The sequence below is a fragment of the Paenibacillus protaetiae genome, assembly GCF_004135365.1.
Lineage (GTDB): Bacteria > Bacillota > Bacilli > Paenibacillales > Paenibacillaceae > Paenibacillus_AP > Paenibacillus_AP protaetiae.
This window is the reverse complement of sequence record NZ_CP035492.1, coordinates 3,022,831-3,040,000: the sequence shown is the minus strand read 5'-3', so window position 1 is coordinate 3,040,000 and position 17,170 is coordinate 3,022,831. Positions and strand designations below refer to the sequence as shown.

Below are 17,170 nucleotides of genomic sequence, written 5' to 3'. Positions count from 1 at the left end.
AGCTAAGGTCCCCAAGTGTGTGTTAAGTGGGAAAGGATGTGGAGTTGCAAAGACAACCAGGATGTTGGCTTAGAAGCAGCCACCATTTAAAGAGTGCGTAATAGCTCACTGGTCGAGTGACTCTGCGCCGAAAATGTAACGGGGCTAAACACACCACCGAAGCTATGGCTTACACTTTTAAGAAGTGTTAGGGGTAGGGGAGCGTTGTATATAGGTTGAAGTCAGACCGTAAGGACTGGTGGACAGTATACAAGTGAGAATGCCGGTATGAGTAACGAAAAGACAAGTGAGAATCTTGTCCGCCGAAAGCCTAAGGTTTCCTGAGGAAGGCTCGTCCGCTCAGGGTAAGTCGGGACCTAACGCGAGGCCGAAAGGCGTAGTGGAAGGACAACAGGTTGAAATTCCTGTACCACCGTAAACCGTTATGAGCAATGGGGTGACGCAGAAGGGTAGTGACGCGGACTGATGGAATAGTCCGTCCAAGCAGTGAGGCTGATGTGTAGGCAAATCCGCACATCGAAAGGCTGGGCTGTGATGGGGAGGGAAATTTAGAGTACCGAAGGTCATGATCTCCGGCTGCCGAGAAAAGCCTCTAGCCAGGTGAAGGTGCCCGTACCGCAAACCGACACAGGTAGGCGAGCAGAGCATGCTAAGGCGCGCGGAGTAACTCTCGTTAAGGAACTCGGCAAAATGACCCCGTAACTTCGGGAGAAGGGGTGCCTCGGTAGGGTGAATAGCCCGAGGGGCCGCAGTGAAAAGGCCCAAGCGACTGTTTAGCAAAAACACAGGTCTGTGCGAAGCCGCAAGGCGAAGTATACGGGCTGACGCCTGCCCGGTGCTGGAAGGTTAAGGGGAGCGGTTAGGGAGTAGTCCCGAAGCTGTGAACCGAAGCCCCAGTAAACGGCGGCCGTAACTATAACGGTCCTAAGGTAGCGAAATTCCTTGTCAGGTAAATTCTGACCCGCACGAATGGCGTAACGACTTGGGCGCTGTCTCAACGAGAGATCCGGTGAAATTTTAATACCTGTGAAGATGCAGGTTACCCGCGACAAGACGGAAAGACCCCATGGAGCTTTACTGCAGCTTGATATTGGACTTTGGTACGATCTGTACAGGATAGGTGGGAGCCTGGGAAGCATGAGCGCCAGCTTGTGTGGAGGCGACGTTGGGATACCACCCTGATCGTATCGGAGTTCTAACCCGCTACCGTGAATCCGGTAGGGGGACCGTGTCAGGCGGGCAGTTTGACTGGGGCGGTCGCCTCCTAAAAAGTAACGGAGGCGCCCAAAGGTTCCCTCAGAATGGTTGGAAATCATTCGGAGAGTGCAAAGGCATAAGGGAGCTTGACTGCGAGACCAACAAGTCGAGCAGGGACGAAAGTCGGGCTTAGTGATCCGGTGGTACCGCATGGAAGGGCCATCGCTCAACGGATAAAAGCTACCCTGGGGATAACAGGCTTATCTCCCCCAAGAGTCCACATCGACGGGGAGGTTTGGCACCTCGATGTCGGCTCATCGCATCCTGGGGCTGAAGTAGGTCCCAAGGGTTGGGCTGTTCGCCCATTAAAGCGGTACGCGAGCTGGGTTCAGAACGTCGTGAGACAGTTCGGTCCCTATCTGTCGTGGGCGTAGGAAATTTGAGAGGAGCTGTCCTTAGTACGAGAGGACCGGGATGGACGTACCGCTGGTGTACCAGTTGTTCCGCCAGGAGCACCGCTGGGTAGCTATGTACGGACGGGATAAGCGCTGAAAGCATCTAAGCGTGAAGCCCCCTCAAGATGAGATTTCCCAGTATGTAAGACCCCTTGTAGACGACGAGGTGGATAGGTTCGGGGTGGAAGCGCAGCAATGCGTGCAGCTGACGAATACTAATCGGTCGAGGGCTTATCCTAAATCAAGCTAAAGTACATTGCATCACCTTTCGCATCCAGTTTTCAGGGTTGCAAATTTACTGTAGAACATACCAAGTGTATGACTAAGGTAAACTTGGAACTTGGCATTTGGCGATGCCATTTCCTGATTTATGATCCCCGAATTGGGGACAAGCGTGGCGGCATAGCTCAGCTGGCTAGAGCGTACGGTTCATACCCGTGAGGTCGGGGGTTCGATCCCCTCTGCCGCTACCATACATTCCCTGGAGGGTTAGCTCAGCTGGGAGAGCATCTGCCTTACAAGCAGAGGGTCGGGGGTTCGATCCCCTCACCCTCCACCATTACAATACGGAGCTGTGGTGTAGAGGCCTAACATGCCTGCCTGTCACGCAGGAGACCGCGGGTTCGAATCCCGTCAGCTCCGCCATTTTTTCTTTAATCGGGAAAAATGCGCAATTATAGTTCAAGAATGGCTCGGTAGCTCAGTCGGTAGAGCAGAGGACTGAAAATCCTCGTGTCGGCGGTTCGATTCCGTCCCGAGCCACCATTCATTTCTAAGCGTTAATGGCGCGTGAAATGCATATTGTGGAGGGCTAGTGAAGTGGCTAAACACGGCAGACTGTAAATCTGCTCTCTCTGAGTTCGGTGGTTCGAATCCATCGCCCTCCACCATTAATTTTATTGAGAGCCATTAGCTCAGTTGGTAGAGCACCTGACTTTTAATCAGGGTGTCGAAGGTTCGAGTCCTTCATGGCTCACCATTTTTACCAACATAATACGTAAACCAATCCGGTTGCTGTATAGCATCCGGTTTTTTTATTTTATTGCGATTTATTTATCGGCGATGATTTCATGAAAACAAATAAACGCCGGTCTGCCTAATCAATTACTTGTGGCAGGCCGGCGTTTATGTTTGATAATTGAATCAATAAATGCGGAAGTGCAGTTATTCCATTGCTTTGCTGTTTGAAGAGACAATAATGAATAGAAGCAGTCGTTAAAATCGTATTTATTTGCTGCGCAGCCGGAGTTCTTCTGCAATTTCGGCGGCTGTCGCATGAAGCCGGTCTTTTAATTCTTCCTGTACGTTAAACAGAAATTGCCCGTCATCCGAAGTCGTCCGTTCAATTTGTTTATCAATGGCATATACGCCGCTAGCGAATATTCGCGCTCCGAGTGCGGAAGCCACCGGTTTAAGCGAATAGTCCATCGACAGCAGATGGGCGCTGGAGCCGCCAATAAACAGCGGTGCAATAACCTTGCCAGCAAATCCTTTTTCCGGGATCAGATCGATAAATGTTTTAAGCACGCCTGTATATGAAGCTTTGTATACCGGACTTGCAATAATGACGGCATCTGCTTCAGCGACCAGCTGGTTGGCCGCAACAATGGCAGGACTGCTGAAATTTGTGTAGATCAGATCCTCCGGCGGCAATGAAGCTACTGTGATGAGTTCAACCGAAATATTGAAGTCGGACAACTGTTGCTCCACATACTGAATAAGTCCATTCAGGCGGGAGCTGGCATTTGGACTGCCGGAAATAATGACGGCTTTGGACATGGTTTGCACACTCCTATTTTTATACTAATCCGATGAAATAACTATGAATTGATCCTAACACAAATTTTGTCATTCCGTCAAATGATATTATTGCTTCTTTCTCTTGTATTTTAACGATAAAAGGGAACAATGTGAACATGAATTCAAAAGGGGCGAGTACATCATGATCTATTGGTTGGCGGCAATATGCAGCTTGGTATTATCCGTATTATTCGTGCCGTTATTTCGCTCGCTGGCGCTAAAGCTTGGCTTTGTAGACCAGCCCAATAAGCGCAAAATCCACCGCAAACCGATTCCGCTTATGGGCGGTACGGCCATTTATTTAAGCTGCTGTATCGCCATCGTCAGTTTTCTTGGCCTGGAGCCGCTTAGCATTACGATATTGATTGGCGGCGGCGTGCTCGTTATTATCGGTTTAATGGACGACGCATTCAAGTCCAAAGGACGCGATTTCCCCGTTTGGCCTCGAGTCATTTTTTATGCCGCGGTGGCGGCTTTCCCTTTAATTTACGATATTCAAATCATGGGTATACGCAACCCGGCTTCGGGCATATATATCAGCTTTCCGGAATGGGTTTCGGCGATAGCAACGTTCTTCTGGATATTTGCTCTCATCAATATGATCAACTTTATTGACGGTGTGGACGGACTTGCATCCGGCGTCTGTACATTAGCCGCTTTTACGCTGCTTATCGCCGCACTGGTGAAGGGGCAAAATGATACGGCGCTGGTAGCGGCAAGCCTTGGAGGAGCAAGCATCGGGTTTTTGGCATATAACTTTTATCCGGCGCGGATTTTTATGGGAGACGCTGGGGCGACTTTTTTAGGTTATACGCTAGCGGTTGTGGCGGTTGACGGCGCGTTTAAAAAGGCAACTTTCGTCACGGTGCTTGTTCCGCTGCTGGCGCTTGGCCTGCCGATTATGGATACGGCCATTGTGATGATCCGGCGCCTGATCGCCGGCAAAGGGCTGCATGTAGCGGATAAAATGCATACGCATCATACGTTAATGCGCTGGGGGCTTAATCAGGTGCAGACAGTATCGTTTCTTTATTTAATTGCGGCCTTGTTTTCACTGCTGTCGATTTTGCTGCTGCTTACAACAGGCTGAACTTCTCCCCGCTCTATGGTACAATGACGAAAAACGCTCGGTGGTTGAGAGCGGGAGATAGGAGCATGGTTATGACCAGCACGACAGAGTGGCTGCAGCCGCTGCAGAGCATTTTAAACCGTCCTATTCGTATTGTCACTTTTCCGCTGGCGGTATGGAACGACCTGTCTATTGAAGCGAGTGCGCAATACTCGGCTCCCGCGGAAGGACAACGGCTAGAACGGGATGAAACGATCCGGTTTGTCGTTCAAGTCCATCCGGATGTGATTGATGCACTGGAAGTGCAGCAAGCTGATTTGAACGAAACGGAAAAGGAATTGATCAGCTGGACGATCCGCTTGTACGCCAGCAAAGTGTCGAAAAAGAAATCCGTATCGGAGACGGAGTCCGCTGCGCTTAAAATCAGCGAATGGCTGCTTGCGCAGCTGCGTGCGGAAGAGCCGGTTTTTTCGCTTCCCGACCATTTGACCAACGGCGGAAGGCTCTTTGCGGAAATGATCCCATTCTTGCTTATAACCGAATATTCGAATACGAAACAAACCTCTTTTGCGGAATTGGAGAAGCTGCTCACTTCTTTCCTTGGCGAAGATATTTTGCTTATCCCGATGGATACGTGCGAATGGCTTATTTGGGGCCCTTCCTCGCTGCTCAAGGACGCCGACTCGGAGCTGAAGGAAGAAATGGAGGAGACGGTGGAGGATACGCTGGCTTCGATCTGCTCCGGTCTGCATGACATGCTGACCAGCGAATGGATCGGCGATTGCCACCTTGCTGTGTCTTATCCCGTTGTCCCGGCCAAAGGCATGGTTGAAACGGCCATTCTGCTCCGTGAAACGATTAACTTGGGCCGCAAATTTCAAGTCGGGTCTAATATCCACCTTCCGTGGATGCTGAATCTGGAGCGGATTTTAAACAGCATTCCGGAAAATATGCGCGTTCGTTTTTTGGAGCAGGCGCTAAAACGGACGGACTTGTTTCTGGAAGCTGAGATGCTGACGACGCTGGAAACTTTTTTTGCCCTCGACTGCAATGTGAGCGAGACAGCAAAAAAGCTGTATATTCACCGCAATACGCTGCTCTACCGGCTGGATAAGCTGAAAAACGAGACAGGCCTGGATGTAAGGCTGTTCCGGGATGCCGTACTTGTCAAAATTATATTACTATTGTACAAAGTGACGAAAAGCATATAATTTTTTTGTAAGGTTTGTGCATAGTCAAACGCTTACATGTGGGCTAATATAGGTACATAACGAAATAACTCGTATAGGGGGAGCATTCACATGGCAGGCGTACGCTTAGAACATATCTTCAAAAAATACCCAGGTTCCGACAAAGCTTCGGTAACTGACGTTAACCTTGATATCAAGGATAAGGAATTTCTCGTATTGGTTGGTCCATCCGGTTGCGGTAAATCGACCACGCTTCGTATGATTGCAGGTCTTGAAGAAATTTCGGAAGGTAAATTGTTTATCGGCGACCGTCTTGTGAACGACGTAGCTCCTAAAGACCGCGACATCGCGATGGTATTCCAATCCTACGCGTTGTATCCGCACATGAACGTATACCAAAACATGGCTTTTGGTCTTAAACTTCGCAAATTCAAAAAAGCGGACATCGACAAACGCGTTCGTGAAGCCGCTAAAATTCTTGATATCGAACATTTGCTGGACCGCAAACCGAAAGCTCTGTCCGGTGGTCAACGCCAACGCGTTGCCTTGGGCCGCGCTATCGTCCGTGAACCGCAAGTATTCTTGATGGACGAACCTCTTTCCAACTTGGATGCTAAACTTCGCGGTCAAATGCGCGCGGAAATCAGCAAACTGACAAAACGCCTTGAAACAACAACGATCTATGTAACACATGACCAGATCGAAGCTATGACGATGGGCGACCGTATCGTTGTTATGAAAGACGGCTTTATTCAACAAGTGGATACGCCGGAACAACTGTACAACCACCCAATCAACATTTTCGTAGCAGGCTTTATTGGCGCTCCTTCGATGAACTTCATCACTGGTTCGCTGACAGAGTCCGGCGGTACGCTCCGCTTTAAAGCATCCGGCATCGACGTCGTTGTACCTGAAGGCCGCGCAGCTACGCTTCGCTCCAAAGGTTACATCGGCAAAGAAGTTATTCTCGGCATTCGCCCGGAAGATCTTCATGAAGAGCCGGTATTCATGGAAGCATCGCCTAACACAATCGTGAACGCTCACGTAGAAGTAGCGGAAAACCTTGGTCATGAAATGTACCTGTACCTGAACGGTATCGGCACTGACACAGTTATCGCTCGTGTTGACGGCCGCTCGACGCTTCGTGACGGTGCAAACGTTAAGCTTGCACTGGACATGAACAAAGCACACATCTTCGACAAAGAATCCGAACAAAACGTATTCGAAGTTTAATCCACTTCGATTGCAAACCGCACTTGGCCATTTGATGGCTGAGTGCGGTTTTTTATTTTGCTTAACAGCAAAAACCGTTTTCGCGTTTCGTGCGTCTAATATTGTGAAAAGGCGGGAGGTGAAGCATGGAACGGGACCAATTGGCCGAAGCGGCTTTGCGCGGCGATGAGGATGCGCTGCTGAAACGGATACAAGTCGATAAACGCCAAATGTATGCGATTGCTTATTCGTATATGAGAAGCGAAAGCGATGCGCTGGAAGCGATACAGGAGACGGTATGCCGTGTATGGCTGAAACGCAAATCGCTGCGCGACCCGAAATTATTTTCAACATGGATGATGCGCATCCTGATCCGTGTATGTATAGATGAGAAACGCAAACGAAAACGTGAAATGATTGTCGAATGGCCGAATTCATTTTATGACAAGTCTGCTGAAGCGGAAGATAGGATGCAGCAGCATTCGACAGAACGGCTTGATATGACCATGATGCTGCAGCAATTGCCGCCGGAGCAAAGAATGGTCGTTACGCTGAAATATTACCGGGATATGACGCTGACTGAAATAGCCGCCTTAATGGGCAAGCCGGAAGGTTCCATTAAAACCTGGCTTCATAAAGCGTTAAAAAGAATGAGGAAACAAATGGCGGCAACGAATCCGGAGATGGTTGCGGAGGTGAACAGACTTGAAACATAACGGCCTAAACGGCGGGGAGCATAAGGACGAATATACGGTGCAGGGCGATGAGATAGATGAACAACAACTTATAGATAAACAGTGCATGGAGCTGGCAATCAACAGCTTGGATGACAATAAGCTGGATCATGCCATTGTTGCAGGGATGAAACAAGGCCAGAGCATGAATCGTTCCATTCATCGGAGTAAAGCATTGCTGCCGATTGCCGCGGCCATATGCGCTTTTGTCCTGTTTGCAACAGCTGTTCACGTATCTCCGGCATTTGCAGCGGCGCTTCGTGAAATTCCCGGGTTAAAAAGCTTTGTCCAGCTGTTGGCCAGTGATAACTCGCTGAAGCAGGCTATTGACGAGGACTTTGTCCAGTCGGTTAATGTCAGCGACCATAAAGGCGGATACACCCTGACTGTTCACGGTGTGATTGCGGACAATCAGCGGTTTGTACTTTTATATTCTGTGGCAGGAGTGACATCTGATAAGCTTCCATCCGTAGAGGACTTTCAGCTGCTGGATGGTGATAACGAGGAGATTCAGGGTATGATAGCATCGGATGTTTATGGTGATACGACTGGTTCAACAGAACTTACTCAATATAAAACAATAGACGTGATGATGGAAACGGGGAAGCCGGTTCCCGATCAAATCCGGTTTCGTGTTAAAGTGATGGGTCAATGGCTGGAGGCGGATTTTCCAATTGACCATGAGCGGTTTGACCATTTGGAGGAAACCGTTATGCTTCATCGGTTTTTTGAAATAGCCGGCCAGCGGTTCGAGATTGAAAAAGCGGTTATTACACCGCTGCGCACGACGCTTGTATTTCATAATGATCCGGCAAACAGCAAGCAGCCGAATTCCTTTATTGATGCCCGTATAGTTGACGAAAAAGGCCGCATGATGCCATTTACAAACGGCTTTGGCACAGCCGGCGATGAACAGTTTTCAATGCAGTTCCAAAGCAGCTTTTTTACGAAAGCGAAGCATCTGACCTTTGAGACAGACGGGCTACTATTATCCGATAAAAATCAAAAGTTAACCGTGAATACGGATACACTTGAAACGCTGGCGGCACCTGACAAGCGGATGAGGCTGGAATTGGCTGTGCCAACGAACGAAGGGATCGAGCTCACCTTTCTGATCAGCGATCTAATGGGGCCTGAGCTTCATTACGGATTTACGATGTTTCAGGATCAAGTGCCATTTTATGACGGAGCGGGTCGCAGATATTCGATGATACAGCCTAAAGGGGTTCATTCCGTATGGAGGCAGAGTGCCGGCAGTGGGGAAACCCGCGTATATTACACGATTCCCAAGGAGGACTATAAGCAGCCGCTTACGTTTGATGTTTATCAGTACCCGGGTTATGTGCTGCAAAATGTGGAGCTTCCGATAAAATAAACAGGAAAGAGACGCCCGCAATGGCAGAAACGTTGCGTTTGGCGTCTTTTTCATTTACGATGAAAGCATTGGAAAAAATGAATGCTCGCACGCTCGGCTTAGCAAGCATACAGCGTAAAGGAGGTCTGGGTGTGGCTAAAAAAGTAAAGGTATCCGAGCTTGTCCACCAATTCCAGCTGGAAATCTTGTCCGGTGAAGACGGCTTGAAACGTGCTATATCTGTAGATGATTTGTACCGTCCCGGACTTGAAATGGCTGGCTACTTCGATTATCACCCGATTGAACGCGTTCAGCTGCTGGGAAAAACTGAAATTTCTTTTATTTCCACTTTAACAAGTGAGGAGCGCAAGTTCCGTCTGGAGCGGCTATGCCATGACGAGACGCCTTGCATTATTATTACGAGAGGCTTGGAGCCTCCTGCGGAGTTAATCGAATACTCCAGCCAGCGGCAAATTCCGGTATTGCGCAGCCAAGCGGCAACGACGATTTTGCAAAGCCGGCTGACAGATTTCCTGGAGAAAAAGCTGGCTCCAACGGCTACTATTCATGGCGTGCTGGTCGATGTATACGGCTCCGGCATCCTGATTACGGGAGGCAGCGGCATCGGTAAAAGCGAAACAGCACTTGAGCTGGTCAAACGCGGCCATCGCCTTGTGGCGGACGATGCGGTCGAAATCCGCCAAACGTCCGACGGCCAGCTGTACGGCAGCGCTCCCGAGCTTATCCGCCACCTGCTGGAAATCCGCGGTCTCGGCATCATTAATGCGATGACTTTGTTCGGTGCAGGGGCGATTCGCAACCAGAAACGGATTACTCTTGTCGTGAAGCTGGAAAACTGGCAGCAAGACAAGCAATACGACCGCCTCGGGCTGGATGAAGAAACGACGCGCATTATCGATACCGATATTCCGCTGCTTACCGTACCGGTTCGTCCCGGACGAAACCTTGCGGTTATCATTGAGGTTGGCGCGATGAATTTCCGTCTGAAGCGAATGGGCTACAATGCCGCATTGCAGTTCACGAATAAGCTGACGGAAACGATCGCGGACGATATTGACGATTACGATTGATAAATAAAGGAGAATGCAGAACATGAATTTGCCACTTCTCATTAATCCGGTAGCCTTCTCGTTAGGTTCCCTGGAAGTACGGTGGTACGGCATTATTTTAGGAACGGCCGCCCTGGTCGGCCTGCTGCTTGCGGTACAAGAGGGCAAACGGTTCAAAATCAATCCGGATTTCTTTATGGATTTGCTGCTGCTTGGAGTCCCTTCCGCGATTATTGGCGCACGGCTGTATTATGTAGGTTTTATGTGGAATGACTATAAAGACCGTCCGCTTGATATTTTTAAAATATGGGAAGGCGGTATCGCCATCTACGGCGCTTTAATCGGCGCTTTCATATGCGGCTTCTTCTATTTCCGTTACAAAGGGTATCGCTTTTGGCGGATAGCCGATATTTGCGCTCCGTCCCTCATTGCCGGCCAGCTTATTGGCCGCTGGGGCAATTTTATGAACCAGGAAGCCTACGGCGGCGAGGTGTCCGAACACTTCCTGCGCCATACGCTCCATTTGCCTGATTTTATCGTTAATCAAATGAATGTGGAAGGCGTTTACCATCATCCGACGTTTCTGTATGAATCGCTTTGGAATTTGGTAGGGCTTATTATTTTACTCGTGCTGCGCCGTCAGCGGTTTTTGCGTGCCGGCGAGCTTGTAGCCAGCTATTTTATCTGGTATTCGATCGGCCGTTTCTTTATCGAAGCGCTCCGCACGGACAGCCTGGCTTATCAAGGGCCGGACTGGCTGGCATCGCTGATGGATGCATTGTGGTCGCCGATGACGATTGTATTCGAACAAGGTTATCTGGATCCGGTGTACGGCAACATCCGGATTTCGCAGCTGCTTGCGCTGCTGCTAGTTATTGCGGCTATCGTTTTTATCGTTATCCGCCGCGTAAACGGCTGGGCGTCGGAGCGTTATTTGGACCCGATTGTTTCAACCCGCCAAAACGTAAATGACGCTAACGGAGGCAATCCGGCAAATACTTCTGCTGATGTTCCAGCAAAGACGGAGTAAATGATAGCGGAGTATTGGAAGGAGATGGGCATCTATGACTAACATCCGTACAATATTGTTTGATTTGGACGGTACGATATTGGATACGAACGAGCTGATTATCCGTACCTTTCTCGAAGCGCTGAAAGATGTAGCGCCGGAAGGCTTCTCGCGAGAGCATATTATTCCAAGCATGGGGAGCCGCTTGAACATCAGCTTCGTTATTTTTCCGGGCTGGAGGAAGTATCGCATCTCGTGGCTTCTTACCGGGAAATAAATTTGCGGCTGCATGATGAGCTGGTACAGCCGTTCCCGCATGTAGAGGAAGTGCTGCGGCGGCTGCACGATAACGGCATTCAGATTGGCGTGGTCACGACCAAGATCAGACTGACGACCGAAAAAGGGCTTCGCTTTATCGGAGTGAGCGATGTAGTGGATGCAATTGTTACGATAGATGATGTTACGAATCCGAAGCCGCATCCGGAACCGGTGCTTGCAGCGATTAAGCTGCTAGGAGCCGATCCGGCTACCACGATGATGGTAGGTGACAGCAAAGTAGATATTGCGTCTGCGGCTGCTGCCGGAACGATTCCGGTTGGCGTTGCCTGGTCTTTGAAGGGAGAGCAGCTGCTGCGAGATAGCGGGGCGCAGCATATTATTCACGATATGCGCGATCTGTACGCATTCGTTGGATTGGAGCGGTAGACAAACGTGCGCAATGTTGAACGCTATCCGGTAGAGGGCACGAATTCGCTGCGGCAAATTTACCGCACGGTCAGCCCCTGGAAAGGAATCCGCAATTTCATTCTGATTCAGCTCGCCAGATACTGCCCGATTTTACCGCTGAAAAACATGCTGTACCGTTCAGTCGGCATGAAGATCGGCAAAGATACTGCATTTGCGCTTATGGTCATGCCCGATGTTTTTTTTCCGGAACGGATTCGCGTCGGGCACAATACGATTATCGGGTATAACACGACGATATTGGCTCATGAGTATTTAATTCAGGAATACCGGCTGGGTGATGTCATTATCGGCTCCAATGTCATGATTGGAGCCAATTCAACCATATTGCCCGGCGTTACCATTGGCGATTACGCTGTTGTTGCAGCAGGGTCGGTTGTTCATCGGAGTGTTCCGGCGCATGCTTTTGTAGGGGGCAATCCGCTTCGCGACATTCGGAAACAGAGCGCGGAAGGAAGGCGGCCGGCTGGGGAAGAAGTCCAGCCGCCATTGCAAGAGTCGTTCAGCAAACCCGGTTCTTTATGAAGGACCGGGTTTTTGTTTTGTTTATATACCCGGAACAGAGGTTCGTTTAAAAATATTGGAAAAATGCCGATGAGAGTAACTGTACCGCTTGACGATGTTTTATCTGCGTGCTAACATTCATATTAAATCTTTATTTTGTTAGCATGGTAACATGGTATCGCTTTAATATACTAAAGTGAAACGAAAGGTGAACATAAATGGCTAAGCCCAAAGTGTTTGAAAAACCAACCGGATTAAAAGACTACCTCCCGGATGCCGTAGCGAAGCTGCGCCAGATCGAACGGGATGTGCTCAGCTGCATGAGCGGTTGGGGATATGAGCAAATGATTACTCCTACGCTGGAGTATTACGATACAGTAGGTGTGGCCAGCTCCACATCGGACGCGAAACTGTTTAAACTGCTGAATCACCGCGGGCAAACGCTGGTGCTCCGTTCAGATATGACGGCGCCGATTGCGCGCGTTGTTTCGTCTTTATTGAAAGCAACGGATTTTCCGCTGCGATTGTCTTATCATGCGAATATTTTCCGCGCGTTTGAAGAGGAAGCGGGAAGAGACGCCGAGTTTTTCCAAACAGGCGTAGAGCTTGTTGGCGACCCGTCGCCGGAAGCGGATGCGGAGATCGTGGCACTCGCCGTCGCTTCGCTTAAAGCGGCCGGGGTAAGCCGGTTCAAAATCGCGATCGGGCATGTCGGCTTCCTGAAAGGGCTGCTCGACGAAACGCTGCCGGACCAAGAAGAAGAGCAAAGCCAGCTTAAAGCGTGCCTGCTTGGCCGTGACTATGTTGGTTACCGTGAGCAGCTGCGCCAGCTGTCGCTGGAGGAGCATGTACGGCAGGAGCTGGAGTACATTTTGCGTTTGCGCGGCGGTCAGGAAATTTGCGAGCAGGCCATGAAGCTGAGCAGCAATGAATCGGCACAAGCATCGATCCGCCATTTGTGCGAAGTATGGGATGCGCTTGTCGAATACGGCGTCAGCGAACATGTGCTGATTGACCTGACGATGATCGGCGATTTTTCGTATTATACAGGCATGACGTTTGAAGGATACGCATCCGATCACGGTTTCCCGGTTGCAAGCGGCGGCCGGTATGATAATTTGCTGTCGCAGTTCGGCCGGCCAGCGCCGGCAACCGGCTTCGCTATGAAGACGAACCGGATTCTGGAGCTGTTGTCGTATGGAGAGGACACGGGGGGAGAGCGGGTTCTTATCGCCTATGACCGGGCGGGCCGTGCGGAGGCGCTGGCCGAAGCGCAGCGGCTGCGCGCGGAAGGCGTAACGGTCGTGACGGAGCGGATGGGCATCGGCTTCACGCCGCCGGTTCAAGCAAACGGATGTTATAAGTATGGAGGTACCGTCTACAGCGATTTCCATAGGTTTGACGGGCAGAAAAGAAAGGAAGCGGCGAGCAATGAGTAGCGCAAAGCCTGATTTATTAAAAGTAGCGATGCCCAAGGGGCGTATCTATAAGCAAGCCTCCAAGCTGTTTCGGGCGGCGGGGCTGCCGATTCCGGCCGATTTCGACGATACGCGCAAGCTCGTCATCGAGCTGCCGGAGGTTGGCATGGAATTTATTATGGCGAAGCCGGTTGATGTGCCAACTTATGTGGAATACGGCGTAGCCGATATTGGTGTTGTTGGCAAAGACGTGCTGATGGAGGAAGACAAAGACGTCTACGAGCTGCTGGACCTTGGCATTGCCAAATGCCGGATGTCCGTTATCGGACTGCCGGATTGGAAGCCAACGATCCATCCCCGCGTGGCGACGAAATACCCGAATGTCGCTTCGCAATATTTTCGCGAGCAGGGGCAGCAGGTTGAAGTGATCAAGCTGAACGGCTCCATCGAGCTTGCGCCGCTGATCGGCTTGGCCGACCGCATCGTCGATATGGTGGAAACGGGCCAAACGCTCCGCGAGAACGGATTGGTTGAGATGAAAGAGATATTTGGCATTACAAGCCGTTTAATTGCAAACCGGGTCAGCTACCGGATGAAAAATGAAGCGATACAAGGCCTATGCGACCGGCTGCAGTCGGCTATCGCTGCGAAAGTATAAGGAACGGAAGGCTGGCGCGGCATTAGCCGGAACGCTGGCCGCCGCTTAAGCATTGGAAAGGCGGGGTAAACAATGAAAATCATACGCGCGGAGCAGTTTGGTTTAAAACGGGAAGTCGAGTACGGCTCCCCTGAGCAAAATGAAACGGTAAAGCAAATTGTTGAAGCTATCCGCGAAGAAGGCGATGCTGCGCTGCTTCGTTATACGGAGAAGTTCGACCGGGTGAAGCTGGAAGCAGAGGCGCTGCGGGTAACGGATGAGGACATTCAGGCAGCATACAACAAGGTGGATGCGGCGTTCCTGGAAGCGATCCGGGAAGCGGCGGCCAATATTCGCAAATTCCATGAGAAGCAAATGCGCAACTCATGGATCGATCTGCAGCCGGACGGCACGCAGCTTGGCCAAATCCTTCGTCCGCTGAAGCGGGTTGGCGTTTATGTGCCCGGGGCAAGGCGGCTTACCCGTCTTCCGTGCTGATGAACGTCATTCCGGCGCAAGTAGCGGGCGTGCCGGAAATCGTGATGGTAACGCCTCCGGCAACCGGCGGCAAAGCCGGTATTGACCCTTACATTCTGGTCGCGGCCGCAGAAGCGGGCGTGAAGGAAATGTACCAGGTTGGCGGAGCGCAGGCGATTGCAGCGCTCGCTTACGGAACGGAGTCGATCAAGCCGGTCGATAAAATTTGCGGACCGGGCAATATTTACGTAGCACTGGCGAAGCGGGCCGTATTTGGCGCTGTCGATATTGACAGCATCGCCGGACCAAGCGAAATTGTAGTGCTGGCGGACGAGACGGCCAATCCGGTTTATGTGGCGGCCGATCTGCTGTCGCAGGCGGAGCATGATGAGATGGCGTCGGCCATTCTTATTACGCCGTCGCAGCCGCTTGCGGAAGCGGTGGCGGCGGAAGTGGAGCGCCAGTTGTCCGTTTTGCCGCGTGAAGCGATTGCGCGCAGCTCGATTGACAACTACGGCGCGGTGCTGCTAGTTGATTCTATCGAAGCAGGAGCGGATGTGGTCAACGGGCTGGCGCCGGAGCATTTGGAATTGATGACGGCGGATCCAACAAGCCTGCTTGGCTTGATCGAAAACGCCGGCGCGATTTTCCTCGGCGCGTACAGCTCGGAGCCGGTTGGCGATTATTTTGCCGGACCCAACCATATTATTCCGACTAACGGGACGGCACGGTTTTCCTCGCCGGTTAATGTGGACGATTTTCTGAAAAAATCGAGCTTGATCTATTACAGCAAAGCGGCGCTTCTGGCAAACGGCGAAAAAATTATGACGCTGGCGCGCCATGAAGGGCTTGAAGGCCATGCCCGCGCCATCGAGGTGCGGCTGGAGCAGGAAGGCCATCAATAATGAATCGAGCAGAGCCGGAAGCGGCCGGCTCTGCGGCTTGCGGCATAGCTGCGACCGGACTGCCTGACTGCCTGGCTGGCCTGCTCAAGTATTACAGCAAGCCGAACTTTATGAATGGCTGCATATATAAGGTAAATACAGAAAGGACAAGGTGTGGAGTATGGCGGACAATCGAGCACGCGAGGCATCGGTAGCGCGCAAAACAAATGAAACGGACATTAAGCTGGCTTTTGCAGTAGACGGAACGGGCGAGGTGAAAATCGACACGGACGTGCCTTTCCTCAATCATATGCTGGACCTGTTTGCGAAGCACGGCCACTTCAATCTGGAAGTGGAAGCGCGGGGCGACGTCGACATCGACGATCACCATACGGTAGAGGATATCGGCATTTGCCTCGGCCAAACGCTGCGAGAAGCGCTTGGCGACAAAAAAGGCATTAAACGTTACGCAAGCGTATTTGTTCCGATGGACGAAGCGCTGGCGCAAGTCGTTATCGACGTGAGCAACCGGCCGCATTTTGAATACCGGGCGGAATATCCGTCGGCGCAGGTCGGCAGCTTCCAAGTCGAGCTGGTGCATGAATTCCTGTGGAAGCTGGCGCTGGAAGCACGCGTTACGCTGCATGTCATCGTGCACTATGGGCGCAATACGCATCACATGATCGAGGCGGTGTTCAAAGCGCTTGGCCGTGCGCTGGACGAAGCGACTTCGATTGATCCTCGCGTGCAAGGAGTGCCTTCGACGAAAGGGGTGCTGTAGATGATTGCGATCATCGATTACGGCATGGGCAACCTGCACAGCGTCAGCAAGGCGGTGGAGCGCCTTGGCTATGAGGCGGTTGTAACCGCCGATCCGGCGGTTATTAGGAATGCCGACGGCGCGATTTTGCCGGGCGTAGGCGCTTATGGCGACGCGATGGACAATTTGCGGGCAACCGGCCTCGATGAAGTGACGAAAGCATACGCTGCATCCGGCAAGCCGCTGCTAGGCATTTGCCTCGGGATGCAGCTGCTTTTTGACGAAAGCGACGAATACGGCAAACACGAAGGGCTGTCGCTGCTGCCGGGCAAGGTCGTTCGCTTCGAAGGGGGCTACAAGGTGCCGCATATGGGCTGGAACCGTCTTGCTTTTAACCAGGACAGCCCGCTGTTCCGCGATTTGGCCGAAGGCCATGTTTATTTTGTCCATTCGTATCATGTGAAGCCGGAGCTCGCTTCCGATCTGCTGGCGGTCACCAATTATTACCAGCCGGTAACGGCTATCGTTGGCAGAGGCAATGTGTACGGGATGCAGTTCCACCCGGAAAAAAGCGGGGAAGTCGGCATGCGGCTATTAAGCAATTTTGCTGCATTGACGGGAGAACCGACGTCGAAGTTATAACAGGAGGATGAATC

At 51.3% G+C, this 17,170-nt stretch carries 13 protein-coding genes, 6 tRNA genes, 1 rRNA gene and 2 pseudogenes (1 of these 22 cut by a window edge); 21 read left to right on the top strand and 1 reads right to left on the bottom strand.

Features of this window, described 5'->3' with window-relative positions; genetic code table 11:
• The 7 genes from ET464_RS14025 to ET464_RS13995 all read left to right on the top strand — a co-directional run.
• Positions 1-1,891 (top strand): 23S ribosomal RNA (locus tag ET464_RS14025) (it extends 1,067 nt beyond the left edge of the window).
• Between the two features lie 157 nt (positions 1,892-2,048).
• A tRNA-Met gene (locus ET464_RS14020) sits at positions 2,049-2,125 on the top strand.
• Positions 2,126-2,135: 10 nt separating this feature from the next.
• A tRNA-Val gene (locus ET464_RS14015) sits at positions 2,136-2,211 on the top strand.
• A 9-nt stretch (positions 2,212-2,220) separates the two neighbouring features.
• Positions 2,221-2,297: transfer RNA gene (locus ET464_RS14010), tRNA-Asp, on the top strand.
• A 44-nt stretch (positions 2,298-2,341) separates the two neighbouring features.
• Positions 2,342-2,417, top strand: a tRNA-Phe gene (locus tag ET464_RS14005).
• A gap of 40 nt (positions 2,418-2,457) precedes the next feature.
• Positions 2,458-2,542 (top strand) — tRNA-Tyr (locus ET464_RS14000).
• Positions 2,543-2,555: 13 nt separating this feature from the next.
• Positions 2,556-2,631: transfer RNA gene (locus ET464_RS13995), tRNA-Lys, on the top strand.
• Between the two features lie 248 nt (positions 2,632-2,879).
• Here ET464_RS13995 and ssuE read toward each other — a convergent pair.
• A complete protein-coding gene (gene ssuE, locus ET464_RS13990; protein ID WP_129441868.1) occupies positions 2,880-3,431 on the bottom strand; it encodes an NADPH-dependent FMN reductase in 552 nt (183 codons plus the stop codon).
• Positions 3,432-3,594: 163 nt separating this feature from the next.
• On the opposite strand from ssuE, the gene ET464_RS13985 reads away from it, so the two are divergent.
• From ET464_RS13985 to hisH, 14 genes and pseudogenes are all read left to right on the top strand, one after another.
• Positions 3,595-4,542 carry an MraY family glycosyltransferase gene (locus ET464_RS13985; RefSeq protein WP_129441866.1) on the top strand — a complete coding sequence of 316 codons (948 nt, stop codon included), beginning with the start codon at positions 3,595-3,597 and terminating at the stop codon, positions 4,540-4,542.
• Positions 4,543-4,613: 71 nt separating this feature from the next.
• Positions 4,614-5,732, top strand: a complete 1,119-nt coding sequence (locus ET464_RS13980; protein ID WP_129441864.1) for a PucR family transcriptional regulator — start codon at positions 4,614-4,616, stop codon at positions 5,730-5,732.
• A 90-nt stretch (positions 5,733-5,822) separates the two neighbouring features.
• Entirely contained in the window at positions 5,823-6,944 is a 1,122-nt protein-coding gene (locus ET464_RS13975) for an ABC transporter ATP-binding protein (protein ID WP_129441862.1), read from the top strand.
• 125 nt (positions 6,945-7,069) lie between these two features.
• The gene (locus ET464_RS13970) at positions 7,070-7,639 is read left to right on the top strand and encodes a sigma-70 family RNA polymerase sigma factor (RefSeq protein WP_129441860.1); all 570 of its coding nucleotides are present in this window, start codon (positions 7,070-7,072) and stop codon (positions 7,637-7,639) included.
• A complete protein-coding gene (locus ET464_RS13965) occupies positions 7,629-9,032 on the top strand; it encodes a DUF4179 domain-containing protein (RefSeq protein ID WP_129441858.1) in 1,404 nt (467 codons plus the stop codon). The genes ET464_RS13970 and ET464_RS13965 overlap by 11 nt, the downstream gene beginning before the upstream one ends.
• A 131-nt stretch (positions 9,033-9,163) precedes the next feature.
• Positions 9,164-10,102: an HPr(Ser) kinase/phosphatase gene (hprK, locus tag ET464_RS13960; protein ID WP_129441856.1), complete on the top strand. Its 939-nt coding sequence runs from the start codon at positions 9,164-9,166 to the stop codon at positions 10,100-10,102.
• Positions 10,103-10,124: 22 nt separating this feature from the next.
• Entirely contained in the window at positions 10,125-11,111 is a 987-nt protein-coding gene (lgt, locus tag ET464_RS13955) for a prolipoprotein diacylglyceryl transferase (protein ID WP_244226540.1), read from the top strand.
• 34 nt (positions 11,112-11,145) lie between these two features.
• A pseudogene (gene ppaX, locus ET464_RS13950) lies at positions 11,146-11,795 on the top strand (pyrophosphatase PpaX).
• Between the two features lie 6 nt (positions 11,796-11,801).
• Complete coding sequence (locus ET464_RS13945) at positions 11,802-12,359, top strand: acyltransferase (protein ID WP_129441852.1); 558 nt, start codon at positions 11,802-11,804, stop codon at positions 12,357-12,359.
• Positions 12,360-12,556: 197 nt separating this feature from the next.
• Positions 12,557-13,777: an ATP phosphoribosyltransferase regulatory subunit gene (locus tag ET464_RS13940; protein ID WP_129441850.1), complete on the top strand. Its 1,221-nt coding sequence runs from the start codon at positions 12,557-12,559 to the stop codon at positions 13,775-13,777.
• Positions 13,770-14,414, top strand: coding sequence for an ATP phosphoribosyltransferase (gene hisG, locus ET464_RS13935; RefSeq protein WP_129441848.1), 645 nt, complete (start codon positions 13,770-13,772; stop codon positions 14,412-14,414). Before ET464_RS13940 ends, hisG begins: the two co-directional genes overlap by 8 nt.
• A 72-nt stretch (positions 14,415-14,486) precedes the next feature.
• A pseudogene (hisD, locus tag ET464_RS13930) lies at positions 14,487-15,775 on the top strand (histidinol dehydrogenase).
• A gap of 160 nt (positions 15,776-15,935) precedes the next feature.
• Positions 15,936-16,535: an imidazoleglycerol-phosphate dehydratase HisB gene (gene hisB, locus ET464_RS13925; RefSeq protein ID WP_129441846.1), complete on the top strand. Its 600-nt coding sequence runs from the start codon at positions 15,936-15,938 to the stop codon at positions 16,533-16,535.
• On the top strand, positions 16,536-17,156 hold the full coding sequence (gene hisH, locus ET464_RS13920; RefSeq protein WP_129441844.1) for an imidazole glycerol phosphate synthase subunit HisH: 621 nt from the start codon (positions 16,536-16,538) through the stop codon (positions 17,154-17,156). It abuts the gene before it with no gap.
• Positions 17,157-17,170: the final 14 nt, after the last annotated feature.

Bases quoted from the DNA above. Each gene is read 5' to 3' on its own strand.
- ssuE (WP_129441868.1), bottom strand. From the start codon at position 3,431: ATGTCCAAAGCCGTCATTATTTCCGGCAGTCCAAATGCCAGCTCCCGC.
- ET464_RS13985 (WP_129441866.1), top strand. From the start codon at position 3,595: ATGATCTATTGGTTGGCGGCAATATGCAGCTTGGTATTATCCGTATTA.
- ET464_RS13980 (WP_129441864.1), top strand. From the start codon at position 4,614: ATGACCAGCACGACAGAGTGGCTGCAGCCGCTGCAGAGCATTTTAAAC.
- ET464_RS13975 (WP_129441862.1), top strand. From the start codon at position 5,823: ATGGCAGGCGTACGCTTAGAACATATCTTCAAAAAATACCCAGGTTCC.
- ET464_RS13970 (WP_129441860.1), top strand. From the start codon at position 7,070: ATGGAACGGGACCAATTGGCCGAAGCGGCTTTGCGCGGCGATGAGGAT.
- lgt (WP_244226540.1), top strand. From the start codon at position 10,125: ATGAATTTGCCACTTCTCATTAATCCGGTAGCCTTCTCGTTAGGTTCC.
- ET464_RS13940 (WP_129441850.1), top strand. From the start codon at position 12,557: ATGGCTAAGCCCAAAGTGTTTGAAAAACCAACCGGATTAAAAGACTAC.
- hisG (WP_129441848.1), top strand. From the start codon at position 13,770: ATGAGTAGCGCAAAGCCTGATTTATTAAAAGTAGCGATGCCCAAGGGG.
- hisB (WP_129441846.1), top strand. From the start codon at position 15,936: ATGGCGGACAATCGAGCACGCGAGGCATCGGTAGCGCGCAAAACAAAT.
- hisH (WP_129441844.1), top strand. From the start codon at position 16,536: ATGATTGCGATCATCGATTACGGCATGGGCAACCTGCACAGCGTCAGC.